The sequence below is a fragment of the Streptomyces sp. TLI_146 genome (assembly GCF_002846415.1).
Taxonomy (GTDB): Bacteria; Actinomycetota; Actinomycetes; order Streptomycetales; family Streptomycetaceae; genus Streptomyces.
The window spans coordinates 6,224,980-6,247,936 of sequence record NZ_PJMX01000001.1 but is presented as its reverse complement, the minus strand read 5'-3'; the positions used below and the strand labels follow the sequence as shown (position 1 = coordinate 6,247,936).

The 22,957-nt window shown below is 72.6% G+C and carries 20 protein-coding genes; 4 read left to right on the top strand and 16 right to left on the bottom strand.

Features of this window, described 5'->3' with window-relative positions; all coding sequences use genetic code 11:
- Positions 1 to 38 precede the first annotated feature (38 nt).
- The 6 genes from BX283_RS28015 to gatC all read right to left on the bottom strand — a co-directional run bounded on the left by BX283_RS28015 (position 39) and on the right by gatC (position 6,724).
- Positions 39 to 2,246, bottom strand: a complete 2,208-nt coding sequence (locus tag BX283_RS28015; RefSeq protein ID WP_101390268.1) for an MMPL family transporter — start codon at positions 2,244 to 2,246, stop codon at positions 39 to 41.
- A 254-nt stretch (positions 2,247 to 2,500) separates the two neighbouring features.
- Positions 2,501 to 3,013 (bottom strand): hypothetical protein, encoded by a 513-nt coding sequence (locus tag BX283_RS28010; RefSeq protein ID WP_143676461.1) that lies wholly within the window; start codon positions 3,011 to 3,013, stop codon positions 2,501 to 2,503.
- Between the two features lie 149 nt (positions 3,014 to 3,162).
- A complete protein-coding gene (gene gatB, locus BX283_RS28005; protein ID WP_101390266.1) occupies positions 3,163 to 4,674 on the bottom strand; it encodes an Asp-tRNA(Asn)/Glu-tRNA(Gln) amidotransferase subunit GatB in 1,512 nt (503 codons plus the stop codon).
- Positions 4,675 to 4,690: 16 nt separating this feature from the next.
- A complete protein-coding gene (locus BX283_RS28000; RefSeq protein WP_101390265.1) occupies positions 4,691 to 4,933 on the bottom strand; it encodes a hypothetical protein in 243 nt (80 codons plus the stop codon).
- Entirely contained in the window at positions 4,930 to 6,423 is a 1,494-nt protein-coding gene (gene gatA / locus BX283_RS27995; protein ID WP_101390264.1) for an Asp-tRNA(Asn)/Glu-tRNA(Gln) amidotransferase subunit GatA, read from the bottom strand. The genes BX283_RS28000 and gatA overlap by 4 nt, the downstream gene beginning before the upstream one ends.
- Positions 6,424 to 6,427: 4 nt before the next feature.
- Entirely contained in the window at positions 6,428 to 6,724 is a 297-nt protein-coding gene (gatC, locus tag BX283_RS27990) for an Asp-tRNA(Asn)/Glu-tRNA(Gln) amidotransferase subunit GatC (protein ID WP_007266718.1), read from the bottom strand.
- Positions 6,725 to 7,166: 442 nt separating this feature from the next.
- Here gatC and BX283_RS27985 point away from each other — a divergent pair, with 442 nt between their 5' ends.
- Both BX283_RS27985 and BX283_RS27980 read left to right on the top strand, forming a co-directional pair.
- Positions 7,167 to 8,585, top strand: coding sequence for a hypothetical protein (locus BX283_RS27985; protein ID WP_101390263.1), 1,419 nt, complete (start codon positions 7,167 to 7,169; stop codon positions 8,583 to 8,585).
- A gap of 67 nt (positions 8,586 to 8,652) precedes the next feature.
- Positions 8,653 to 10,623: a phosphocholine-specific phospholipase C gene (locus tag BX283_RS27980; protein ID WP_101390262.1), complete on the top strand. Its 1,971-nt coding sequence runs from the start codon at positions 8,653 to 8,655 to the stop codon at positions 10,621 to 10,623.
- Between the two features lie 25 nt (positions 10,624 to 10,648).
- Here BX283_RS27980 and BX283_RS27975 read toward each other — a convergent pair whose 3' ends face one another.
- The 5 genes from BX283_RS27975 to BX283_RS27955 all read right to left on the bottom strand — a co-directional run bounded on the left by BX283_RS27975 (position 10,649) and on the right by BX283_RS27955 (position 17,514).
- Positions 10,649 to 12,766: a bifunctional diguanylate cyclase/phosphodiesterase gene (locus tag BX283_RS27975; RefSeq protein ID WP_101390261.1), complete on the bottom strand. Its 2,118-nt coding sequence runs from the start codon at positions 12,764 to 12,766 to the stop codon at positions 10,649 to 10,651.
- 253 nt (positions 12,767 to 13,019) lie between these two features.
- A complete protein-coding gene (gene ligA / locus BX283_RS27970; protein ID WP_373979299.1) occupies positions 13,020 to 15,218 on the bottom strand; it encodes an NAD-dependent DNA ligase LigA in 2,199 nt (732 codons plus the stop codon).
- Between the two features lie 25 nt (positions 15,219 to 15,243).
- Positions 15,244 to 16,272 (bottom strand): methionine synthase, encoded by a 1,029-nt coding sequence (locus tag BX283_RS27965; RefSeq protein ID WP_101390260.1) that lies wholly within the window; start codon positions 16,270 to 16,272, stop codon positions 15,244 to 15,246.
- Positions 16,269 to 16,967: an SDR family oxidoreductase gene (locus tag BX283_RS27960; RefSeq protein ID WP_101390259.1), complete on the bottom strand. Its 699-nt coding sequence runs from the start codon at positions 16,965 to 16,967 to the stop codon at positions 16,269 to 16,271. Before BX283_RS27960 ends, BX283_RS27965 begins: the two co-directional genes overlap by 4 nt.
- A 7-nt stretch (positions 16,968 to 16,974) precedes the next feature.
- Positions 16,975 to 17,514 carry a TIGR00730 family Rossman fold protein gene (locus BX283_RS27955; protein WP_101390258.1) on the bottom strand — a complete coding sequence of 180 codons (540 nt, stop codon included), beginning with the start codon at positions 17,512 to 17,514 and terminating at the stop codon, positions 16,975 to 16,977.
- Positions 17,515 to 17,753: 239 nt separating this feature from the next.
- Here BX283_RS27955 and BX283_RS27950 point away from each other — a divergent pair, with 239 nt between their 5' ends.
- Positions 17,754 to 18,056, top strand: coding sequence for a DUF427 domain-containing protein (locus tag BX283_RS27950; RefSeq protein ID WP_257584396.1), 303 nt, complete (start codon positions 17,754 to 17,756; stop codon positions 18,054 to 18,056).
- Here the strand turns inward: BX283_RS27950 and mnmA are convergent.
- From mnmA to BX283_RS40770, 4 genes are all read right to left on the bottom strand, one after another.
- Positions 18,053 to 19,177 (bottom strand): tRNA 2-thiouridine(34) synthase MnmA, encoded by a 1,125-nt coding sequence (mnmA, locus tag BX283_RS27945; RefSeq protein WP_101390256.1) that lies wholly within the window; start codon positions 19,175 to 19,177, stop codon positions 18,053 to 18,055. The two genes, BX283_RS27950 and mnmA, sit on opposite strands and share 4 nt — an antisense overlap.
- Positions 19,178 to 19,268: 91 nt before the next feature.
- Positions 19,269 to 20,438 carry a cysteine desulfurase family protein gene (locus BX283_RS27940; RefSeq protein ID WP_101390255.1) on the bottom strand — a complete coding sequence of 390 codons (1,170 nt, stop codon included), beginning with the start codon at positions 20,436 to 20,438 and terminating at the stop codon, positions 19,269 to 19,271.
- A gap of 35 nt (positions 20,439 to 20,473) precedes the next feature.
- Positions 20,474 to 20,743: a DUF4190 domain-containing protein gene (locus BX283_RS27935; RefSeq protein ID WP_101390254.1), complete on the bottom strand. Its 270-nt coding sequence runs from the start codon at positions 20,741 to 20,743 to the stop codon at positions 20,474 to 20,476.
- 2 nt (positions 20,744 to 20,745) lie between these two features.
- Positions 20,746 to 20,904: a hypothetical protein gene (locus BX283_RS40770; RefSeq protein WP_180357271.1), complete on the bottom strand. Its 159-nt coding sequence runs from the start codon at positions 20,902 to 20,904 to the stop codon at positions 20,746 to 20,748.
- Positions 20,905 to 21,069: 165 nt separating this feature from the next.
- Between BX283_RS40770 and BX283_RS27930 the strand changes: the two genes are divergently transcribed.
- Positions 21,070 to 21,723: a TetR family transcriptional regulator gene (locus BX283_RS27930; RefSeq protein ID WP_101390253.1), complete on the top strand. Its 654-nt coding sequence runs from the start codon at positions 21,070 to 21,072 to the stop codon at positions 21,721 to 21,723.
- A gap of 78 nt (positions 21,724 to 21,801) precedes the next feature.
- On the opposite strand, the gene BX283_RS27925 is transcribed toward BX283_RS27930, so the two are convergent.
- Positions 21,802 to 22,647 carry a thioesterase family protein gene (locus BX283_RS27925; RefSeq protein WP_101390252.1) on the bottom strand — a complete coding sequence of 282 codons (846 nt, stop codon included), beginning with the start codon at positions 22,645 to 22,647 and terminating at the stop codon, positions 21,802 to 21,804.
- Positions 22,648 to 22,957 lie beyond the last annotated feature (310 nt).

The window sequence follows — 22,957 nt, the reverse complement described above, 5'->3', positions numbered from 1 at the left end:
CGCTCCTCCACGTCCCTGCGCAACGGCCATGTGTACGGCTAGCCCACGAGCTCGTCGACCGGCTCGCTCGCGCGCTGCACGGGAATCGTCGCACGGCGGCACTCGGGCGGTTCGATGCTGATCCGCGGAAGCCGCCGGTCCAGCCAGCCGGGCAGCCACCAGTTGGCGCCCCCGAGCAGGTGCATCAGGGCCGGTACGAGCAGGGTGCGCAGGACGAACGCGTCGAGGGCGACGGCCGCCGCGAGGCCGATGCCGAACATCGCGATCACCCGCTCGCCGCTGAGCACGAACGCCAGGAAGACCGAAATCATGATCACCGCGGCCGAGTTGATCACCCGGCTGGTCTCGGCGAGGCCGACCCGGACCGCGCGCCGGTTGTCGCCGGTCTCCAGCCACTCCTCGTACATCCGGCTGACCAGGAACACCTGGTAGTCCATGGAGAGCCCGAAGAGCACCGACACCATGATCACCGGCAGGAAGGGCTCGATCGGGCCGGACGCCCCCAGGCCCAGCAGCTCGCTCCCCCACCCCCACTGGAAGACCGCGACGACGATCCCGAACGCGGAGGCCACCGCCGCCACGTTCATCGCGGCGGCCTTGAGCGGGATGCCGAGCGAGCGGAAGGCGAGCAGCAGCAGGACGCAGCCGAGGGCGATCACCACGCCGATGAAGAGCGGCAGCTTCCCGACGATCACTCCCGCGAAATCGTCGTAGCTCGCGGTCACGCCGCCCACGTGGACGTCGAGCGAGGTGCCCTTCTCGGCGCCCGGCAGCACCTCGTGGCGCAGCCGGTCGACTAGGGCGCTGGTGTGCTGGGACTGCGGCGCCGAGTCCGGCACCACGGTGAGGACGGCCGTGTCCCCGCTGGCGTTGTACGTCACCGGGCTCACCGAGGCGACGCCCCGGCTCGACCGCAGTACGTCGGGCAGCCGCTCCATGGCGAGCCGGTCGTCGGCGCCGTCGAGCTTCGCGGCGAGGGTGAGCGGCCCGTTGACGCCGGGTCCGAAGCCGTCGGCGAGCAGGTCGTAGGCGGTGCGGGTGGTGGACTTCGCCGGGTTGTTGCCCTGGTCGGAGGTGCCCAGGTGGAGCGAGAGCGTGGGCAGGGCTAGCACCAGCATCACCGCGGCGGCGACCGAGCCGAGCAGCTTGGGGCGGCGCTCGACGAAGGCGGACCAGCGGGCCGCGAAGCCGGTGGGCGGCTCGGGCTGCGGCCCGTGCTCCGCGAGCCGGCGCCGCTCGCGGCGGCTGAGCGCCCGCGTCCCGATGAGGGAGAGCAGCGCGGGCAGCAGCGTCACGGACGCGGCGACAGTGAGCACGACGGTCAGCGAGGCCGCGACGGCGACCCCGTTGAGGAAGCCGAGCCGCAGGATGAGCATGCCGAGCAGCGCGATGCAGACGGTCGCGCCCGCGAAGACCACGGCCCGCCCGGTCGTCGCCACGGCCCGGGTCGCGGCCTCGTCGACGGAGAGCCCTTGGCGCAGGCCGCGGCGGTGCCGGGTGACGATGAACAGCGCGTAGTCGATGCCGACGCCGAGCCCGATGAGCAGGCCGAGCATGGGCGCGAAGTCGGCGACGGTCATGGCATGGCTCAGCAGGCCTATGCCGGCGTACGCGGTGCCGACGGAGACCACCGCGGTGACGATGGGCAGGATGCTGGCGGCGAGCGAGCCGAAGGCGAGGAAGAGGACGACGGCCGCGACGACCACCCCGACGATCTCGCTGAGGTGCGCGGAGCCGGTCTCGGTGAGCGCGGCGGCGCTGCCGCCGACCGCGACCTGGAGTCCGTCCGCGGAGGCGGCTCTCGCGGTGTCGACGACGGCCCGCGCCTGGGCCTCGGGGATCTCGTCGGCGGGCCGGTCGAAGGCGACCCAGGCGTAGGCGGTGTGCCCGTCGGCGCTGATCTGCGCGCCGCCGTCACGGCCGTACGGGCTGGTCACGGAGGCCACGCCGGGGAGCTTCGCGACCGCGCCGAGGGCCTTGGACAGGCGCTGCTGTACGTCGGGGGCGCGCACGGATCCGGTGTCGGTGCGCCAGACGACCGTGTCGGTGTCGCCGCCGAGGCCGCCGTGGAATCCGGCGTCGAGCAGGGCGGTGGCGCGGCCGGACTCGGTGCCCGGGACCTCGTAGTCGTTGGAGTACGCGGAGCCGGCGACGGCGGTGGCGGCCGTGGCGCCGCCGAACGCGAGGAGCCAGAGCAGGACGGCGACGAGGCGGTGCCTGATGCACCACCGTGCGATGGCTGCCAACGAATGTGCTCCCTGGATGGTTCGTGGATCTTTGCCCGGGAACAGCCGGTACGACGGACGACGTGAACAGCCCGCGAAGCTTGAACAGCCCGCAAAGAACGCATGACCTCTACGCGCTGCAACTCTGACAGCGAATAGTGATCGTTTGCCCGTTTCGTGGGGTTACTCACAAGGCGGGCACAGGGGCGGACCGGGGGGCGGCTTCGGGAGCGGGCGCGGGGCCGTGCGTACAGGAGGCCCAGGGGCCCCTTCCGTCACTTGCGGCGGGTGCAGGTGACGAGCAGGTCCTCGGCGCCGTCGCCCCGGAAGGCGAGGCTCAGCACGCCCTTGCTGTAGGCGGCCTCGACGGCGGTGCCGATGCTCGACCAGCCGCCGGAGAGCGTGAGGAGCTCGGAGAACGACCGGGAGACCTTCTCCGGCATGCTGGTCAGCGTGAAGGCTTCCTGCTCCTCGGACTCCGCGTCGCCCGTCGGGGCGTCGGTGCTCACCGAGAGCACGGCGCCGTCAAGCATCCACTGACCGGACAATCCACCCCATTGGGTGACAGACCAGTGGCCATCGGGATTGACCGTCAGGACGCCCTGGTGGTTCTGGTTGGAGCGGTAGGCCCACTCGCCCTTCACGAACGCCTTCAGCGCCTGCTTGCGGGGCCCCTCCGCCGCGCCCGCGCCGGTGCACGCGGACACCGCACTGGCCGCCGTCCCCAGCGCCAGATACCGCAGCGCCGTCCGGCGCCCGAGCACTCTCACCGCTTCTCGCCCGTCCACGCTCGGCACCCTATAGACGTTCCGGAACGAGGTCACCCGGCAGGAGGGTTTGATTCCGCGCCACCGTGGCACATGACTCGGCCCCCGCATCCCAGGGGATACGGGGGCCGAGTCGTACACGTACTACGTACGTAAGAAGCCGCCGGGGATCAGCCCTCGCTGACGCCCAGCTTCTCCAGGATGAGCTCCTTGACGCGGGCCGCGTCCGCCTGGCCGCGGGTGGTCTTCATGACCGCGCCGACCAGGGCGCCGACGGCCTGCACCTTGCCGCCGCGGATCTTGTCCGCGATGGCCGCGTTGCCCGCGATGGCCTCGTCGACGGCCGCGCCGAGCGCGCCCTCGTCCGAGACGACCTTCAGGCCGCGCTTCTCGACGACCGTGTCCGGGTCGCCCTCGCCCGCGAGGACGCCCTCGATGACCTGGCGTGCCAGCTTGTCGTTGAGGTCGCCCGCGGCCACGAGCGCCGCCACCCGGGCGACCTGCGCCGGGGTCACGGGCAGCTCGTCCAGGGCCACGCCCTGCTCGTTGGCGTTACGGGCCAGCTCGCCCATCCACCACTTGCGGGCGGCCGCGGCGTCCGCGCCCGCCTCGATGGTGGCGACGATCGGGTCGACCGCGCCCGCGTTGAGGATCGACTGCATGTCGTGCTCGGAGACGCCCCACTCCTCGCGGAGCCGGTTGCGGCGCACCCGGGGCAGCTCGGGCAGCCCCTTGCGGAGCTCCTCGACCCATTCGCGGGCCGGGGCGACCGGGACGAGGTCGGGCTCCGGGAAGTACCGGTAGTCCTCGGCGTTGTCCTTGATGCGGCCCGAGGTGGTGGAGCCGTCGTCCTCGTGGAAGTGACGGGTCTCCTGCACGATCGTGCCGCCGGACGAGAGCACCGCCGCGTGGCGCTGGATCTCGAAGCGGGCCGCGCGCTCGACCGAGCGCAGCGAGTTGACGTTCTTCGTCTCGCTGCGGGTGCCGAACTTCTCGGTCCCGTTGGGGCGCAGCGACAGGTTCACGTCGCAGCGCATCTGGCCCTTGTCCATCCGGGCCTCGGAGACGCCGAGCGCCTTGATGAGCTCGCGCAGCTCGGCGACGTACGCCTTGGCGACCTCGGGGGCCCGCTCGCCCGCGCCCTCGATCGGCTTGGTGACGATCTCGATGAGCGGGATGCCCGCGCGGTTGTAGTCCAGGAGCGAGTGCGAGGCGCCGTGGATGCGGCCGGTGGCACCGCCGACGTGCGTCGACTTACCGGTGTCCTCCTCCATGTGGGCGCGCTCGATCTCCACGCGGAAGATCTCGCCGTCCTCCAGCTGGACGTCCAGATAGCCGTTGAAGGCGATCGGCTCGTCGTACTGCGAGGTCTGGAAGTTCTTCGGCATGTCCGGATAGAAGTAGTTCTTCCGGGCGAAGCGGCACCACTCGGCGATCTCGCAGTTCAGCGCGAGGCCGATCTTGATGGCCGACTCGACGCCGATGGCGTTGACGACCGGCAGCGAGCCGGGCAGGCCCAGGCAGGTGGGGCACGTCTGCGAGTTGGGCTCGGCGCCCAGCTCGGTGGAGCACCCGCAGAACATCTTGGTCTTCGTGCCGAGCTCGACATGGACCTCAAGGCCCATGACGGGGTCGTAGGCGGCGAGCGCCGCGTCGTACGACAGGAGTTCAGTGACGGTCACGGTGAAACTTTCCCTCTCAGCCCAGCAGGACGTCGTCGTCGCCGAGGCGCTTCAGCTCGCGGTACAGGATCGCGAGGCCGGTCACGATGGCGGCGGCGGACACGGCAGCGTCGACCAGCTTCAGCGTGTCGTGCTCCAGACGGGCCTTCTTGGCCTGCTTGATCACGCTGAAGGCGCCGAAGGCGGTGGTTCCGATGGACAGGTACGTACCGGACTTGGACTTCTTGAAGCCCTTGGCCTTGGACAGTGCCTTGCTCACAGCGACGGAGCCTCCTCAAGCAGCGGGTGCCCCCACTTTTCCACGAAGGCGGCCTCGACGGCGGCTCCCACCTTGTACAGGCGGTCGTCCTTCAGGGCGGGGGCGATGATCTGCAGGCCGACCGGCAGACCGTCCTCCGGCGCGAGGCCGCAGGGCAGCGACATGGCGGCGTTGCCCGCCATGTTGGTCGGGATGGTGCACAGGTCCGCGAGGTACATCGCCATCGGGTCGTCGGCGCGCTCGCCGATCGGGAAGGCGGTGGTCGGGGTCGTCGGGGAGACGATCACGTCGACCTGCTCGAAGGCCTTCTCGAAGTCCCGCGTGATGAGCGTGCGGACCTTCTGGGCGCTGCCGTAGTACGCGTCGTAGTAGCCGGAGCTCAGCGCGTACGTACCGAGGATGATGCGGCGCTTGACCTCGTCGCCGAAGCCCGCCTCGCGGGTGAGCGCGGTGACGTCCTCGGCCGACTTCGTGCCGTCGTCGCCGACCCGCAGGCCGTAGCGCATGGCGTCGAAGCGGGCCAGGTTGGAGGAGCACTCCGAGGGCGCGATCAGGTAGTACGCGGAGAGCGCCAGGTCGAAGGACGGGCAGTCCAGCTCGACGATCTCGGCGCCGAGCGACTTGAGCAGCTCGACCGACTCGTTGAAGCGCTGGACGACGCCGGCCTGGTAGCCCTCGCCGGAGAACTGCTTGACGACGCCGACGCGCATCCCGGCCACCGAGCCGTTGCGGGCGGCCTCGACGACCGGCGGGACCGGCGCGTCGATGGAGGTCGAGTCGAGCGGGTCGTGCCCGGCGATGACCTCGTGCAGCAGCGCCGCGTCCAGGACCGTACGGGCGCAGGGCCCGCCCTGGTCGAGGGAGGACGAGAAGGCGACCATGCCGTAGCGGGAGACCGCGCCGTAGGTCGGCTTGACGCCGACGGTGCCGGTGACGGCGGCGGGCTGGCGGATGGAGCCGCCGGTGTCCGTGCCGATGGCGAGCGGGGCCTCGTAGGAGGCGAGCGCCGCGGAGGAGCCGCCGCCGGAGCCGCCGGGGATCCGGGTGAGGTCCCACGGGTTGCCGGTCGGGCCGTACGCGCTGTTCTCGGTGGAGGACCCCATGGCGAACTCGTCCATGTTGGTCTTGCCGAGGATGACCACGTCGGCGGCCTTCAGCCGCTTGGTGAGCGTGGCGTCGTACGGCGGGATCCAGCCTTCGAGGATCTTCGAGCCGACCGTGGTGGGAATGCCCTCGGTGGTGAAGATGTCCTTCAGCGCCAGCGGGACGCCGGCCAGCGGGCCGAGCTTCTCGCCCGCCGCGCGCTTGGCGTCGACGGCGCGGGCCTGCGCCAGCGCGCCCTCGCGGTCGACGTGCAGGAAGGCGTGCACCTTCTCGTCGACGGCCTCGATGCGGGCCAGGTGGGCCTCGGTGACCTCGACGGCCGTGAGCTCGCCGGACGCGATCCTCGCGGCGATCTCGGCGGCGGTGAGCTTGATGATGTCCGTCATGTGATTAGTCCTCCCCCAGGATCTGCGGCACCTTGAAACGCTGCTGCTCCTGGGCCGGGGCGCCGGAGAGCGCCTGCTCGGGGGTGAGCGACGGACGGACCTCGTCCGCGCGCATGACGTTGGTCAGCGGCAGCGGGTGGGAGGTCGGGGGTACGTCTTGGTCGGCGACCTCGGAGACGCGGGCGACCGCGCCGATGATGTCGTCGAGCTGTCCGGCGAAGTGGTCCAGCTCTTCGCTCTTCAGCTCCAGACGCGCCAGCCGGGCGAGGTGGGCGACCTCCTCGCGCGTAATGCCAGGCATGCAGCGATCCTCAGGGGTTCGGGTGTGTGTGGTTTGGGGTTGGGGCCTGTCGTCACATTCCCGTCGTCCGCCCGGAGGGCGGGCCCCGCGACGTCTGGTGCGTGCGATCGCAAGGCGCCGGAGCGCCCTCGTGGCGGAGCCACGTGGGCGGTTCGGCAACGCGGCGAGCGTGCGTGCCAGACGTCGCGGGGCAGGCGGGAATGTGACGACAGGCCCCAATCCTATGGGGCCCGGTCGCCACTCGACTAAACGGTTTGCGGGGCGGACGCCGATCACCGTCCGCGCGGCCCCCTCCGCCCTCGCCGCCGCCACGCGCGCGTGCCCGCCGACGCGTCCCCCGATCTGCGGCCGCCGGTCATGTCCCGTTCACGTCACGGGAGGGAAGTCCTGGCTGACTGGGCGAAGTTGTCCAGCCAACTCAGCCGAGAGGACCAGACCCCCCGTGTCCCCCCTCAGAACGGCCGCGGCCCCCGCCGCCACCCTGACCCTCACCTCGCCCGCCCCTCCCCGCGAGGGCGACCGGCTCGCCTTCCACTGGGCCACCGACGCGCCCGACCCGAAGAACTGGATCGGGATCTACGACGGCGACCGCCGCCCCGGCACCGGCTCCGCCCTGGTCTGGTCGTACGTGGCGGCCGCCGCCGGTGACATCACGCTCGACACCGCCGGCCTCGGCGAGGGCGTCTACACCGCGTACCTGCTGGCCAAGGACGGATACGGGATCCTCGCCCGGACAGCGCCCTTCACCGTCGCCGCCCGGCCGCCCGTCGTCCGGCCGCACGCGGTCACCGACGCCTTCACGACCGGCGCGTACGGGCCGGGCGAGCGCGTCTCGGTGGCGCTGGCCCCCCTGTGGATCCGCCCGGCGGGCAACCCGTCCGGCACCCCGTCCTTCCGCCGCCTCTCCGGCGACTCCTGGCTGAACGTGGCCGCCGACGGGACGGTCACCGGCACCGCGCCCGCCCGGCCCGGCGCGCACCCCGGCCGGGTCACGGTCGCGGTCAGGGACAGTGCGGGCGGCTCCGACACGGTCACGGTCCAGGTGCCGGTGCGGCGCGCCGGGGCGAGGCCCAGCCTGACCGTGGCGTCGCTGAACCTGTGGGACGCGGGCGCGCACACCGCCGACGCGCACGAGAAGCTGCTGCGGCTGGCCCTGGGGCAGCGGCTCGACGTGGTGGCGCTCCAGGAGTCCGCCGCGACCTCGGCCGGGACCCTCGCCCGCGCCCTGGGCTGGCATGCCTATGACACGGCGGCCGGGGTCGGGCTGCTCAGCCGCTTCCCGCTCGACGACGCCTCGGCGCCGGTCGCGGACGTGCCCGCGATCGCCGCCACCCTGCGGCTGCCCGGCGGCCGGGCGGTACGGGTGTGGGCCGCGCAGCTCGACGAGGCCGGGTACGGCCCGTACGCGCTGCGCGACGGGCGCTCCCCCGCCGAGGTCGAGGCGGCCGAGCTGAAGAGCACGCGCCACCGGCAGGCCACGGCGCTGCTGGCCGCGATGGAGAAGGACCTGGCGTCCCGGCGCACCCCCGTCCTCCTCGCCGCCGGGCTCGCCTCGCCCTCGCACCTGGACCGGGGCGCCCGGCTGCGCTGGCCGGTCACCGTGGCGCTGGCCGCCGCCGGGCTGCGCGACGCCCACCGCGAGGCGCACCCACGTCCGGCGCGCGAACCGGGGGCCACCTGGTCGCCGGTGCGGCCCGACGAGCCGCAGGACCGTATCGACCAGGTCCAGTACGCCGGGCCGCTCCGGGTCGAGGCCGCGCACACGCTCTGCACGGGCTGGCCCCGGCCGGTGCCGGACACCGCCGCCAACGGCTGGCCGTCCGACCACGCCGCCCCGGCCGTCACCTTCACCCTCCACTGAGCTCGCGCCACCCGAGCTTTCGCCATCTGAGCTTTCGCCACCCGAGCTTTCGAAGGACACCGCTGACATGACTCCGCTGAGCCGCCGCGCCTTCGTGGGCGCGTCCGCCGCGACCGCCGCCGCCGCTGCCGTCGGCCTGCCCGAAGCCGCCGCCACCGCGGCGCATCCCCAGGGCAGCGTCGAGGACGTGAAGCACGTAGTGATCCTCATGCAGGAGAACCGCAGCTTCGACCACTACTTCGGCACCCTCTCCGGCGTCCGCGGCTTCGACGACCGCCAGGCGCTGACCCTCCCCGGCGGCGACTCCGTCTTCCGCCAGCCGAGCCCGGGCCGCGCCGACGGCTTCGTCCTGCCGTTCCGGATGGACACCACCAAGTACAACGCGCAGAACGCGGGCGGCCTGCCGCACGACTGGGGCACCGGCCACACCGCGATCAACGGCGGCGCGATGAACAAGTGGGTCGCCGCCAAGGGCGAGCGCACCATGGGTTACTTCACCCGCGAGGACATCCCCTACCAGTACGCACTCGCCGACGCGTTCACGCTCTGCGACGGCTACTTCTGCTCGCAGGCCGGGCCCACCGACCCCAACCGGCTGTACCTGTGGTCGGGCACCTGCGGCCCCGGCAAGGACGGCACGACCGGCCCCTGGACGGACAACACCCCGGTCACCGACAACCCGGTCGCGGACTGGACGACGTACGCCGAGCGCCTCCAGACGGCCGGGGTGAGCTGGCGCGTCTACCACAACCCCGGCAAGGACGACCGGACCGGCGACTACGACGACAACGGGCTCTCGTACTTCAAGCAGTTCCACGCCTTCCCCGAGGACGACCCCCGGTACGTCAACGCGATGACGAAGTTCGACCTCACCGCGTTCGACCGGCACTGCAAGGACGGCACGCTGCCGACCGTGTCGTGGCTGGTGGCGCCGTACCTCTTCTGCGAACACCCGGCCGCCAGCCCCGACTACGGGGCGCACTGGGTGAACACCGCCCTCCAGTCGCTGTTCGCCAACCCCGAGGTGTGGAAGCACACGGTCTTCCTGCTCATGTACGACGAGAACGACGGCTACTTCGACCATGTGCCGCCGCCGTTCCCCGAGCCGGGCACTCCCGACGAGTTCGCCGGGGGGCGGCCCATCGGGCTCGGCAACCGGGTGCCGCTGTGGGCGATATCGCCCTGGTCGCGCGGTGGCTGGGTCAACTCTCAGGTGTTCGACCACACTTCGGTCCTGCGCTTCCTGGAGGTGGTCACCGGGGTGCGCGAGCCCAACATCTCGGACTGGCGCCGGGCCGTCTGCGGCGATCTGACCAGCTGCTTCGACTTCACCCACCCGGACTACTCGATTCCGGAGCTGCCCGACACCACGGCCCTGATGGCGAAGGCGGACGCGGGCAACGCGCTGCCCGCGGTGCGGCTGCCGGGCAACGGCGCCCAGTCCATGGCCACCCAGGAGCCGGGCACGCGCCCGCACCGCCCGCTGCCGTACCGCCCGTGGGCGGACGTCTCGGTGGACCGGGTCTCCGGCAAGGTCACCTGTACGCTCGCCAACCACGGGAGCGAGACCTTCCACTTCCTGGTGCTGCCGAACGCCCTGAAGCCCTTCACCGGCACGCCGTTCACGGTGGCTCCCGGGGCGCGCGCCACGTACGTCTGGGACACCGCCGGGACGGACGGCCGCTACGACTTCGCGGTGCACGGCGCGGACGGCTTCCTGCGGCGCTTCTCCGGCACCGTCCTGCGGGCGGGCCGCGAGGCGGGAGCGGCAGTGCCGTCGGCCACGGCGGCGCTGCGCGGCACCCGGCCGGAGCACGCCTCGGTGGAGCTGCGGTTCGCCAACTCCGGTGACACGGCGACCGCGTTCACCGTCACCGCCGACGACGACGCGCGGGGCGCGCGCACGGTCTGGGTGGGCCCGCACGGCCACGGCTCGCTCAACTGCCGTGTCCTGAAGGGCCGCTACGACGTTACGGTGACGTCGGACGCGGGCACCCGGTTCGTCCAGCGGTACGCGGGCACGGTCCACGCGGGCTGAGCACCGCGCGGTCGGGCGCGCCGGGTCACTGGACCGGCGTGCCCGACGGCTCCTCGGCCGCGGCGGCGGACCTGGCCGCCGCCTCCAGGTCGGCGGGGCGCTGCCAGCCGCGTGAACCGCGGGCGAGCAGCCAGGCGGTGGCCTCGGCGGGCGGCATCGCGGCGGCGACCAGCCAGCCCTGGACGGCGTCGCACCCCAGGTCGCGCAGCCGCTCCCAGGTCTCGTCGTCCTCGACGCCCTCGGCGACGACGAGCAGACCGAGCGAGTGGGCGAGGTCGAGGGTGCAGCGGACGATCTCGGCGTCCTCGTTGTCGACGGCGAGGCGGGCCACGAAGGAGCGGTCGATCTTGAGCTCGCTGACCGGCAGCCGGCGCAGGTGCACCAGCGACGAGTACCCGGTGCCGAAGTCGTCCAGGGACATCTTCACGCCGTGGCCGGTCAGGCCCGCCAGGGTGTCGGCGGCCCGCTGCGGGTCCTCCAGGAGGACGTGCTCGGTTATCTCCAGCTGGAGGGCGCCCGCCGGGACCCCGTGCCGGGCGAGGCGGGCCGCCACCGCACCCGCGAAGCCCGGGGTGTGGACGTCGCGCGGCGACACGTTGACCGCGACCGGGACGGTGAGCCCCTGCGCCCGCCACCGGGCGACCTGGGCGAGCGCGGTCTCCAGGACGTACTCGGTCAGGTGCGGCATCAGGCCCGAGGACTCCGCGATGGCGATGAACTCGTCGGGAGGGACCCGGCCGCGCTCCGGGTGCACCCAGCGCACCAGGGCCTCGAGCCCGGCCACCTGGCCGTCGAAGCGGACCTTGGGCTGGTAGTGGAGCTCCACGTCGCCCGCGTCGAGCGCGCGCCGCAGATCGCCCAACAGGCCCAGCCGGTCGGGGGTGTTGGAGTCCCGCTTCGACTCGTACACCTCCACGCCCGTGCGGTCCCGCTTGGCCTGGTACATCGCCACGTCCGCCCGGCGCAGCAGGCCTTCCGCGTCCAGCGCGTGGTCGGGGTAGACGGCGACGCCCGCGCTGGCCTCCAGGACCAGCGTGAGCCCGTCCAGGTCGAGCGGCGAGGAGAGCTCGGCGACCAGGCCGCGGGCTATCCGCATGGTGCTGGTCGCGGAGTCCGCCACGGGCAGCAGGACGGCGAACTCGTCGCCGCCGAGCCGGGCCGCCTCGGCGCCGCGCGGCAGGGCGAGCCGCAGCCGTTCGGCTATCTGGAGGAGCAGCCGGTCCCCGGCGAGGTGGCCGAGGGTGTCGTTGACCGAGCGGAACCGATCCATGTCGATCAGGACGAGGGCGGCCCGGTTGCCGGGGCCCTCGGCCTCCTCCAGGGCCGCCCAGGTGCGCTCCAGGAGCCACTGGCGGTTGGGCAGCCCGGTGAGCGGGTCGCGCAGCTGCTCCTCGGCGCGGGCGCGGGCGATCCACAGCGTGGAGTCGAGGGCGATCAGCGGGACCGCGAAGAGCGGCAGCAGGACCGGCAGGGCCATCGCGACCACGCAGATGAGCGGGGCGATGCCGAGCAGGGCGACCGCGACGAGGCCCTGCCGCAGCAGGGCCGTCCGGGCGACCGTGGGCAGTCCGCCGCCGCGCGGCGCCAGCGCGTACCAGAGCAGTATCCGGGTGACCACCAGATACGTTCCGGCGGCCAGGACCACCACCGGGGCCGAGGAGACGGTCCACTCGGTGGGCCACCAGGGTGAGCGGACGCTGGGATGGTGGCCGAAGACCGCGAGCACCAGCGCGGCCGCGCCGATGCCGAGGATGTCGACCGCGCCGTGCAGCACGCCCTGGCGCCAGCGGTGCCGGCGGGCCGCGCCGACCAGCACCACCACCGCCATGGAGACGAGCCCGGCCGGCACCCAGCCGTACAGGAGCAGCACGGCGAGGGTGAGGGCGGCGCCGGAGCCGGTGCCGCCCCACCAGCGGTCGCGCCCGAGCGCGACCAGATGACCCACGATGATCCCGGTGAGGACGGCCAGCGCCCAGCCCGTGGTGGAGCCGGGGAAGAGGGCGTCGCCCGTGTCGAGGGCCCGGTAGAACCCCACGGCCAGGGCGAAAGCGGCGGTCCCGAGGACGCCGGCGGTCAGCCTGGAGGAGAATCCCGCGAACCCGCGCAGCCGTGCGGCCGGGGCGGTGCTCTCGGTCGGTTTCATTCCCGTCCCTCTCACAGCCGGCGGTGCCGATGCCACGCGATGGCCCCTCTGTCATGCCACCACGACCGGGAACTCCCCCAAGCTCCCCGTTTCAGCCGTGCACGACTGGCGCTCATCACAACAGTAGGCCGCGGAAGGCTCCGACGGGCAGCGGTCTACAGCTCTTGCCCGAATGCGACCTGGGCACCTCGATCCGTCTGCTATGCGCTGAACGGGTGACCCGGTGCCGTCCGAGAGGAGCCTTCCACTCCTCTTATTCCCCCTCTTCAGCGCTCGGCACAGCCGCTTCGCGAGCAGCCTCGGGACCCTGTTCCAGCAGGACAGCGAACCCGTCCTCGTCGAGAACCGGAACCTTCAGCTGCATCGCCTTGTCGTACTTCGAACCAGGGCTGTCCCCGACGACGACGAACGACGTCTTCTTGGAAACGGAACCGGTTACCTTCGCTCCACGGCTCTGGAGCGCTTCTTTCGCGCCATCTCTGGTGTGGTGGGCCAGCGTTCCGGTCACCACGACCGTCAGCCCCTCCAGCGGACGCGGGCCCTCGTCCTCGCCGGAGCCCTCCTCCTCCATGCGGACGCCCGCGGCCTTCCACTTGCGCAGGATCTCGCGGTGCCACTCCTCCTCGAACCACTGCTTCAGGGAGGCCGCGATGGTCGGGCCGACGCCCTCGACGGCCGCGAGCTCCTCCTCGGTGGCCTGTTCGATGCGCTCGACGGAACGGAACTCGCGAGCCAGCGCCTCGGCGGCGACCGGGCCGACATGACGGATCGACAGACCGGTGAGGATCCGGGCCAGCGGGCGCTCCTTGGCGGCCGCGATGTTCTCCAGCATCGAGACCGCGTTCTTGCGCGGCTCGCCGTTCATATTGGCGAAGACCAGGGCGACCTTCTCCTCGCCGGTCTTGGGGTCGCGCTTGGGCAGCCCGCTGTCCTGGTCCAGGACGTACGCCTTGATGGGCAGCAGCCGGTCCATGGTCAGGTCGAACAGGTCGCCCTCGTCGAGCAGCGGCGGCTCGGACGGCTCCAGCGGCTTGGTGAGGGCCGCGGCGGCGACATAGCCGAAGTTCTCGATGTCCAGGCACTTGCGGCCCGCGAGGTAGAACAGCCGCTCGCGCAACTGGGCGGGGCACGACTGCGCGTTGGGGCAGCGCAGGTCGATGTCGCCCTCCTTCATGGGCCGCAGCGCGGTGCCGCACTCCGGGCACTCGGCGGGCATCACGAACTCCCGCTCGGTGCCGTCCCGCAGGTCCGTGACGGGACCCAGGATCTCCGGGATGACGTCACCGGCCTTGCGCAGCACCACCGTGTCGCCGATGAGGACGCCCTTGGCCTTGACCACGTCCTGGTTGTGCAGGGTGGCGAACTCGACCTCGGAGCCCGCCACGGTCACCGGCTCCACCTGCGCGTACGGCGTGACGCGGCCGGTGCGGCCGACGCCGACGCGGATGTTGACCAGCTTGGTGTTGACCTCCTCCGGCGCGTACTTCCAGGCGATCGCCCAGCGCGGGGCGCGCGCGGTGGAGCCGAGGCGGCCCTGGAGGGGGATCTCGTCGAGCTTGACGACGACGCCGTCGATCTCGTGCTCCACCGAGTGGCGGTTCTCCCCGAAGTACGCGATGAACTCCCGCACTTCGTCCAGCGAGCCGACCACCTTGTTGTGCTGGGCGGTGGGCAGGCCCCACTCGCGCAGCAGCTCGTACGCGTGCGAGAGGCAGTCGATGGTGAAGCCGTCGCGCGCGCCGATGCCGTGCACCACCATGTGGAGCGGGCGGGTGGCGGTGACCTTGGGGTCCTTCTGGCGCAGCGAACCGGCCGCCGCGTTGCGCGGGTTGGCGAACGGCTTGTCGCCCGCCTCCACCAGACGCGCGTTCAGCCCCTCGAAGGCCTCCATCGGGAAGTAGACCTCGCCCCGGATCTCGACCAGGTCGGGGACGCGGTCGCCCTTGAGGCGGTCGGGGATGTCCGCGATCGTACGGACGTTGGGCGTGATGTCCTCGCCGGTGCGGCCGTCGCCACGGGTGGCGGCGCGGGTCAGCCGCCCGTGCTCGTACGTCAGGTTGACCGCGAGGCCGTCGACCTTCAGCTCGCACAGGTAGTGGTACGCGGAGGTGCCGACGTCCTTGGCGACGCGCTCGGCCCAGGCGGCCAGCTCCTCGTCGTCGAAGGCGTTGTCGAGCGACAGCATCCGCTCGCGGTGCTCCACCGAGGCGAAGTCCGTCTCGTACGCCCCCGCGACCTTCTGGGTCGGCGAGTCCGGCGTGCGCAGCTCCGGATACTCCTCCTCCAGGGCCTCCAGGCCGCGCAGCAGCTTGTCGAACTCGCCGTCGCTGATGACCGGCTGGTCCTTCACGTAGTACCGGAAGCGGTGCTCCTCGACCTGCTCGGCGAGGAGCGCGTGCTTCTCCCGTGCGTCCGCGGGCACCACGTCGTTCTGTTCGCCAGCCACTGTCATGTCCTCCCGTTTCCCGTCTTCCCCGTCACTCAGGGTTGTCCGCGAGCGATCTCGCCGCCCGGACGCAGTGCGCGAGGGCCGCGCGGGCATACGCCGGCGAGGCGCCCGCGAGACCGCACGACGGGGTGACCACCACGGACTCGGCGAGAGTCCCCGGATGCAGCCCCAACCTGCGCCACAACGTCCTGACACCCATGACGCTACCGGCAGGGTCTGACAATGGGCCGTCGGTGCCGCCGACCACTCCGGCGAACAGCCGGGTGCCGCTCTCCACCGCCTCGCCGATCACGTCGTCGTCACGCTCGGTGAGCAGCGAGAAGTCGAACGAGACGGCGGCGGCGCCGGCGCGCCGCAGCAGGGCGAACGGCACGTCGGGCGCGCAGGAATGGACGACGACGGGGCCGTCGTGGACCGCGACGACGTCCCGCAGGGCCGACTCGACGACCTGCCGGTCGACCGCGCGGTAGGTGCGGTAGCCGCTGGCGGTCCTGACCTGCCCGCGCAGCACGGCGGTGAGCGACGGCTCGTCGAGCTGGAGCAGGATCCGCGCGCCCGGCACCCGGCGGCGCACGTCCGCCAGGTGGGCGCGCAGGCCCTCGGCGAGCGAGCCGGCCAGGTCCCGGCAGGCGCCCGGGTCGCCGAGCGAGGCCTCGCCGCCCCGCAGCTCCAGGGCGGCGGCGAGCGTCCACGGCCCGACCGCCTGGACCTTGAGCGGACCCTCGTACCCCTGGGTGAACTCCTCCAGGGCGTCCAGGTCCTCGCCCAGCCAGGAGTGGGCCCGCCGGGTGTCGCGGCCCGGCCGGTCCCCGAGCCGCCAGCCGCTGGGCTCCACGCGCGCGTACATCTCGACGAGCAGCCCGGCGGTGCGGCCGATCATGTCGGCGCCGGGGCCGCGCGCGGGCAGTTCGGGCAGGAACGGGAAGTCGCCGGCCGAGCCGTCTGCCCCGATGAGGGAGCCGGTGACGGTCTTGGCGGCCTCGCGCGCGTCGCCGCCGGGCATGGAGCCCACGCCGGTGGCCGCGCCCCAGGGGAAGTCGCTGACGGCGTCGCTCATCGGCCCGGCCGCACCGTCAGGTCGTTGACCTCGGCGTCGCGCGGCAGGTCGATCGCCATGAGGATCGTGGTCGCCACCGACTCGGGGTCGATGAACTTCGCCGGGTCGTACTCCTTGCCCTCCTGCGAGTGCACCTTGGCCTGCATGGGGCTGGCGGTGCGGCCCGGGTAGACGGAGGTGACGCGCACCCCGCCCGCGTGCTCCTCCTGGCGCAGCGAGTCCGCGAGCGCCTTCAGGCCGTGCTTGGAGGCGGCGTACGCACCCCACTCGGCGTGCGCGTTGAGCCCGGCGCCGGAGTTCACGAACACGACATGGCCGCGCGCGGCGCGCAGCTGGGGCAGGAACAGCCGGGTGAGCTCGGCGGGCGAGATCAGGTTGGCGTTGAGCTGCTGGTGCCAGGTCTTGGGGCGCAGGTCACCGATGGGGCCGAGGTCGACGACGCCCGCGATGTGCAGGAGGGAGTCGAGGTGGTCCGGCATCGGCTGCATGCCGAGCGACTTGGAGATGCGGTCCGGGTCGGCGAGGTCGGCGACGAGGGTGCGGGCGCCGGGGAGCTGCCCGGCGAGCTCCTTGGCGCGCCCGGCGTCGCGCGCGAGCAGCACGAGTTCGTCGCCGCGCTCGTGCAGTCGCCGCGCGACCGCCGCGCCGATGCCGGAGCCTGCCCCAGTGATCAGGTGTGTAGCCATACCCGACATGCTCGCACTACTGGATGCCCGCCGACTCCTCCAGGTAGGCGAGGGCGGAGACCGCGTCCTCCGCGAAGAAGACCAGGTCAGTCAGGGGCAGCGGCAGGAAGCCCTCGTCGTCCATGCGGCGGAACTGCACCTTGAGGCCGTCGTAGAACCCCGCGGTGTTCAGCAGCACCACCGGCTTGGTGTGCTTGCCGTGCTTCTTCAGCTCCAGGATCTCGGTGGCCTCGTCGAGGGTGCCGGTGCCGCCGACCATGATGACGACGGCGTCGGCCCGGTCGAGGAGCAGCGCCTTGCGCTCCGCGAGGTCCTTGGCGATGACCATCTCGTCGGCGTTGGCGCGGGCCTTGGCCGCCAGGAAGTCGACGGAGACACCGACGAGCCGTCCGCCCGCCTCCTGCACGCCGTCCGCGACGACCTTCATCAGACCGCTCTCGGAGCCGCCCCACACGAGGGTGTGGCCGCCCTTGCCGAGCAGCTCGGCGAACTCACGGGCGGGGCGGGTGTAGCGGTCGTCGAGGTCGGCGGCGGAGAGGAAGACGCAGATGTTCATGGCTCAACCGTACGCCGGGAGCCCTTCGCCACTCGAACGGGTGAACAGTGTCCCGAACGGCGAATCGGGGGAACAAGCAGCGGGCGATGGGCCGTTGAGCGGGCATGACTACGACGATTCACACGATCCTCGCCGAGCCCACCGGCGCCGCGACACCCCCGCCGGGCCCGCCGCCGCCGTACGACCCGGACCACCTCGTCTCGGCCGAGGCCGCCAGGGAGGGCGCGCTCCGCGTCCGGGTGGTGCGGGACGGGCAGGTGCTCGCCGACAGCACCCGCCCGCTGCTGGTGCGCGAGGACGGCCTGCCCGTCCGCTACTACCTGCCGCCCGAGGACGTCCGCCTGGATCTGCTGAGCGCGTCGGACACCCGGACCACATGCCCGTACAAGGGAGTTGCCGCGTACTGGTCGCTGCCGGACGCGCCGGACATGGCCTGGGCCTATCACGAGCCGCTGGCGGCCGTGACGTTGATAAAGGACCACCTGTGCTTCATAGGCACGGAGTCCGACACCGAGCCCGGCGAGGCCCTCGCGGCGGACTAGGCCAGCGCTTCGGTACGCCGCGTGGTGGTCGCGATCGTCGCCGACCCCACGACACGCGTGCCGTCGTAGAGCACGATCGCCTGGCCGGGTGCGACGCCGCGCACCGGCTCGGCGAAGCTCACCACGAGCTCGCCGTCCACCGGCTCCGCCGTCACCGCCGTCTCGCCGCCGTGGGCCCGCAGCTGGGCGGTGTACGTGCCGGGGCCGGCCGGGGCGTCGCCGCACCAGCGGGGCTTGATCGCGGTCAGGCCGGTGACGTCCAGGGCCTCGACGGGGCCGACGGTGACCGTGTTGTTCACCGGGGAGATGTCCAGGACGTAGCGGGGCTTGCCGTCGGCCGCCGGGTGGCCGATGCGCAGACCCTTGCGCTGGCCGATGGTGAAGCCGTAGGCACCCTCGTGGGAGCCGACCTTGGTGCCGGACTCGTCGACGATGTCGCCCTCGGCCTTGCCGAGCCGCTTGGCCAGGAAGCCCTGGGTGTCGCCGTCCGCGATGAAGCAGATGTCGTGGCTGTCCGGCTTCTTGGCGACGGCCAGGCCCCGGCGCTCGGCCTCGGCGCGGATCTCGTCCTTGGTGGTGAGGGTGTCGCCGAGCGGGAACATCGCGTGGGCGAGCTGCTTCTCGTCCAGGACACCGAGGACGTAGGACTGGTCCTTGGCCATGTCGCTGGCGCGGTGCAGCTCGCGGCTGCCGTCCTCGTTGAGGACGACCGTGGCGTAGTGGCCGGTGCAGACGGCGTCGAAGCCGAGGGCGAGGGCCTTGTCGAGCAGCGCGGCGAACTTGATCTTCTCGTTGCAGCGCAGGCAGGGGTTGGGGGTGCGGCCCGCCTCGTACTCGGCGACGAAGTCCTCGACGACGTCCTCGCGGAAGCGTTCCGCGAGGTCCCAGACGTAGAAGGGAATGCCGATGACATCGGCTGCGCGGCGGGCGTCGCGGGAGTCCTCGATGGTGCAGCAGCCCCGGGCGCCGGTGCGGAAGGACTGCGGGTTCGCGGACAGGGCGAGGTGGACGCCGGTGACGTCGTGGCCCGCCTCGGCGGCGCGGGCGGCGGCGACGGCCGAGTCGACGCCTCCGGACATGGCGGCGAGCACACGGAGGGGGCGCGGGGATGTCTTCGTCATAGCACCCACCAGAGTACGTGGCGTGCGGGGCGGGTGGCTCGCGAGTATCCCGGGCGCGGGGTGCGGGCCGGGCCGCACCCCGCCGGGGGCGTCAGCTCAGCCCCGCCGTCCTCGCCCGCTCCACCGCCGGGCCGATCGCCGTCGCCACCGCCCGGACGTCGGCCTCCGTGGAGGTGTGGCCGAGGGAGAAGCGCAGGGTGCCCCGGGCCAGGTCGGGCGGGGTGCCGGTGGCGAGCAGGACGTGGCTGGGCTGGGCCACGCCCGCCGTGCAGGCGGAGCCGGTGGAGCACTCGATGCCCTGGGCGTCCAGGAGCAGCAGCAGCGAGTCGCCCTCGCAGCCCGGGAAGGAGAAGTGCGCGTTCGCCGGGAGGCGGCCGCCGGGGGCCGGGTCACCGCCCAGGATCGCGTCCGGGACCGCCTCGCGGACCGCGTCGACCAGCTGGTCGCGCAGGCCCCCGACCTCCCGGGCGAAGTCGGCGCGGCGCTCGGCGGCCAGCCGGCCCGCCACCGCGAAGGCGGCGATCGCCGGGACGTCCAGCGTGCCGGAGCGCACATGGCGCTCCTGGCCGCCGCCGTGCAGCACGGGCACGGGGGTGTACTCACGGCCGAGCAGCAGCGCGCCGATGCCGTACGGGCCGCCGATCTTGTGGCCCGAGACCGTCATCGCGGCCAGACCCGACGCGGCGAAGTCGACGTCGAGCTGGCCCACGGCCTGCACCGCGTCGGCGTGCAGCGGCACGTCGAACTCGCGCGCCACGGCGGCGAGTTCGGCCACCGGCAGGACCGTGCCGATCTCGTTGTTGGCCCACATGACGGTGGCCAGGGCCACGTCGGAGGGGTCGCGCGCGATCGCCTCGCGCAGGGCTTCGGGGTGCACCCGCCCGTACCGGTCGACGGGGAGGTACTCGACCGTCGCGCCCTCGTGCTCGGCGAGCCAGTGGACCGCGTCGAGCACGGCGTGGTGCTCGACGGGGCTGGCCAGGACCCGGACCCGGCGCGGGTCGGCGTCGCGGCGGGCCCAGTACAGGCCCTTGACGGCGAGGTTGTCGGCCTCGGTGCCGCCGGCCGTGAAGACGACCTCGCTGGGCCGCGCGCCGAGTGCCTCGGCGAGCTCCTCGCGGGCCTCCTCGGCGGTTCGTCGGGCCCGGCGTCCGGCAGCGTGCAGCGAGGACGCGTTGCCGGTGGCGGTGAGCTGGGCGGTCATCGCCTGGACCGCCTCCGGGAGCATCGGGGTGGTCGCGGCGTGGTCGAGGTAAGCCATGGTGGGCCCGATTCTACGAGCCACCCGGACCGGCCTCAGGCGCCGAGCCCCCAGGAGACGGTTCCGTCGGCCATCGCCAGGGCCGCGAGGACCGCGAGGTCGGCGAAGCCGAGGGCGAGTCCGAGCCAGGCGCGGCCGCGTCGGGTGGTGCGGTACCGCAGGGCGAGGCCGGCGAGCACGATGGCCATCGGGCCGAGCACGACGTTCATGACCAGCAGGCCGAGCAGACCGAGGACGAAGGCGGCGACGGCCATGCCGTCGGCGTCCTTGTCACGGACACGGCGGCGGTTCAGGACGAGTTCCATGGTCAGGCCCTCCGGTGCGACGAGAAGCGTTCACGTACGGCGAAGACGATCAGCCAGAGCCCGATGGCGCCGGCGGCGACGAGGGTGACCGGGAGCGGGAGGTGCGCCGCTGAGCCCAGCACGACCCCCAGCAGGAGGAGGGCTGCGACGAGGAAAAGCATGGGGTGCCTCTCTTGGTCTCGTTTCGGATCAATCGTTTTGGATCAGTCGTTTTGGACCAGTCGCTCTTGGAGTCCGTTGCGGAGTCCGCCGTTCAGAGTACGACTGTTCACTGACTACCCAGTCTAGCCTTTCCAAAATCAGCGAACAGCTGTTTACTGAGTGGAATGAGCCACACTCTCGGGATCCGACAGGCCCAGAAGCAGAAGACGCGTCAGGCCCTCCTGGACGCGGCACTCGGGCTGTTGGAGCACCAGAGCCTCAGCAGCCTGGGCCTTCGCGAGGTCACCCGGGCCGTGGGGGTCGCCCCCGCCGCGTTCTACCGGCACTTCAAGGACACCGCCGACCTCGGGGTGGCGTTGGTCGAGGAGGCGCTGGGGAGTCTGCACGAGACGATCCGGGCGGCGATCGTGACGACCGGCGGGAGCGAGGAGCGCATCGACCGGGCGGTGGCCTTGATCGCCACGCACGTACGGGCGCACCCGGCGCACGTCCGCTTCATCGCGCGGGAGCGGCACGGCGGGGTGGCGCCGGTGCGGGCCGCCATCGGCGTGCAGTTGCGGCGGTTCGCCGACGAGGTGGCCGAGGCGCTGGGCGCGGACCCCGAGTCGCAGGGGTGGAGCGCGGCCGATCTGCGGATGCTGGCCGGGGTCTATGTCGACCACATGGTGATGACGGCGTCGGCGATCCTGGAGGCGGGCGCGGGTGCGGACCCGGACGGCGGCGACGAGGCGGCGCGGCGGGCCGAGGAGGCCGTACTGGCCACCGCGCGGCGGCAGTTGAGGCTGGTCACGCTGGGCCGCCGCCACTGGCTGGACTGAGAGCTCGGCTGAGAACTCGGCTGAGAGCTCGACTGAGAGCTGAGCGGAGGGCGGCGGCCCGGCGGAGGGGCGTACGGGTTACGGCGTGCGCAGGGCGCGGGCCAGCTGGCGGGACTGGGCGACCAGGCGGTCGGCGCTGTCCCAGACCTCGGCGTCCTCCTCCAGGAAGCCGCCGGCCAGGTTGCGGGTGGTGATGGAGACCCGCAGCGGGCCGGGTGCCGGGCGGCAGCGGATGTGCGCGGTCAGCTCGACCGTGGGCGTCCAGCCGGTCAGGCCCATCTCGAACGCGGTCGGCGGGAGGGCGTCGACGGCGAGCAGCAGCGAGTACGGGTCGGGGTCGCGGCCGTCGGCCAGGCCGAACCAGCCGCGCATCTCCCCCTTGCCCGAGGGGGCGCCGACCGCCCAGCCGAGGGTGGTCGGGTCGAGCTTCAGCATCAGCCGCTCGGTGATGGCCGAGCTGCCCGGGATCGGGGCGGGGGCGTCGGCCGGGCCGAGGCAGTGCTCGATCGGCGGGATCGCCGGCGGCTTGGCCGTGGTGCGCACGTCGTCCGGGAGGGCGTCCAGGTCGCCGTACGAGGCGAGGACGCGGATGCGCTCGACCTCGGCGCCGTTCTCGTCGTACTGGAAGAGCGAGGCCTGGCCGGTGGAGAGCGTGCGGCCGGTGCGGACGCGCTGGGTGCGGACGACGGCGGGGCCGGGAGCCGAGGGGGTGAGGTAGTGGGCCGTCACGCTGAAGGGGTCGGCGTGCGGGAGGGCTTGGCCGAGGGTGCGGCCGAGGAGGGCGAGGAGGTATCCGCCGTTCACGGCGTGGATGATCGTCCACCCCGCCGAGAGGTGGGCGTCGTAGACGCCGTCTTCGTCTTCGCGCGGGGTGACGGCGGTGTCCCGGTCGAACTCGCTGTCCCCGATCGTTGCCTGTGCCATGCGGCCACGGTACACGGGTACGTTACTGAGCGGTAGCTTTTTTTGCCCCGCCCCGCCCCTTCCCTAAACCCTCCGGGGGTGGGTGGTGGGCTGAGGTGGTCTCCCGGGGGCTACGCCCCCGGCCCCCGCTTGCGGGGCCTGCGGCCCCTGCACCCCGCTTCCTCGTTCGTCTGCGGGCCGGTGGCCGGTTGCTCGCGCAGTTCCCCGCGCCCCTAAAGATGCCGCTCCGCGGCAATCCCCTGGGCGGCCCGCAGGGGCGCTTTTAGGGGCGCGGGGAACTGCGCGACCAGCCACCCACCCACCCGCAGAC

What these genes read in the sequence shown, in the direction of transcription:
- gatA (WP_101390264.1), bottom strand. Translation starts at nt 6,423, where the DNA reads ATGACGGACATCATCAAGCTCACCGCCGCCGAGATCGCCGCGAGGATC.
- gatC (WP_007266718.1), bottom strand. Translation starts at nt 6,724, where the DNA reads ATGCCTGGCATTACGCGCGAGGAGGTCGCCCACCTCGCCCGGCTGGCG.
- BX283_RS27980 (WP_101390262.1), top strand. Translation starts at nt 8,653, where the DNA reads ATGACTCCGCTGAGCCGCCGCGCCTTCGTGGGCGCGTCCGCCGCGACC.
- BX283_RS27975 (WP_101390261.1), bottom strand. Translation starts at nt 12,766, where the DNA reads ATGAAACCGACCGAGAGCACCGCCCCGGCCGCACGGCTGCGCGGGTTC.
- ligA (WP_373979299.1), bottom strand. Translation starts at nt 15,218, where the DNA reads ATGACAGTGGCTGGCGAACAGAACGACGTGGTGCCCGCGGACGCACGG.
- BX283_RS27965 (WP_101390260.1), bottom strand. Translation starts at nt 16,272, where the DNA reads ATGAGCGACGCCGTCAGCGACTTCCCCTGGGGCGCGGCCACCGGCGTG.
- BX283_RS27960 (WP_101390259.1), bottom strand. Translation starts at nt 16,967, where the DNA reads ATGTCGGGTATGGCTACACACCTGATCACTGGGGCAGGCTCCGGCATC.
- BX283_RS27955 (WP_101390258.1), bottom strand. Translation starts at nt 17,514, where the DNA reads ATGAACATCTGCGTCTTCCTCTCCGCCGCCGACCTCGACGACCGCTAC.
- mnmA (WP_101390256.1), bottom strand. Translation starts at nt 19,177, where the DNA reads ATGACGAAGACATCCCCGCGCCCCCTCCGTGTGCTCGCCGCCATGTCC.
- BX283_RS27940 (WP_101390255.1), bottom strand. Translation starts at nt 20,438, where the DNA reads ATGGCTTACCTCGACCACGCCGCGACCACCCCGATGCTCCCGGAGGCG.
- BX283_RS27935 (WP_101390254.1), bottom strand. Translation starts at nt 20,743, where the DNA reads ATGGAACTCGTCCTGAACCGCCGCCGTGTCCGTGACAAGGACGCCGAC.
- BX283_RS40770 (WP_180357271.1), bottom strand. Translation starts at nt 20,904, where the DNA reads ATGCTTTTCCTCGTCGCAGCCCTCCTCCTGCTGGGGGTCGTGCTGGGC.
- BX283_RS27930 (WP_101390253.1), top strand. Translation starts at nt 21,070, where the DNA reads ATGAGCCACACTCTCGGGATCCGACAGGCCCAGAAGCAGAAGACGCGT.
- BX283_RS27925 (WP_101390252.1), bottom strand. Translation starts at nt 22,647, where the DNA reads ATGGCACAGGCAACGATCGGGGACAGCGAGTTCGACCGGGACACCGCC.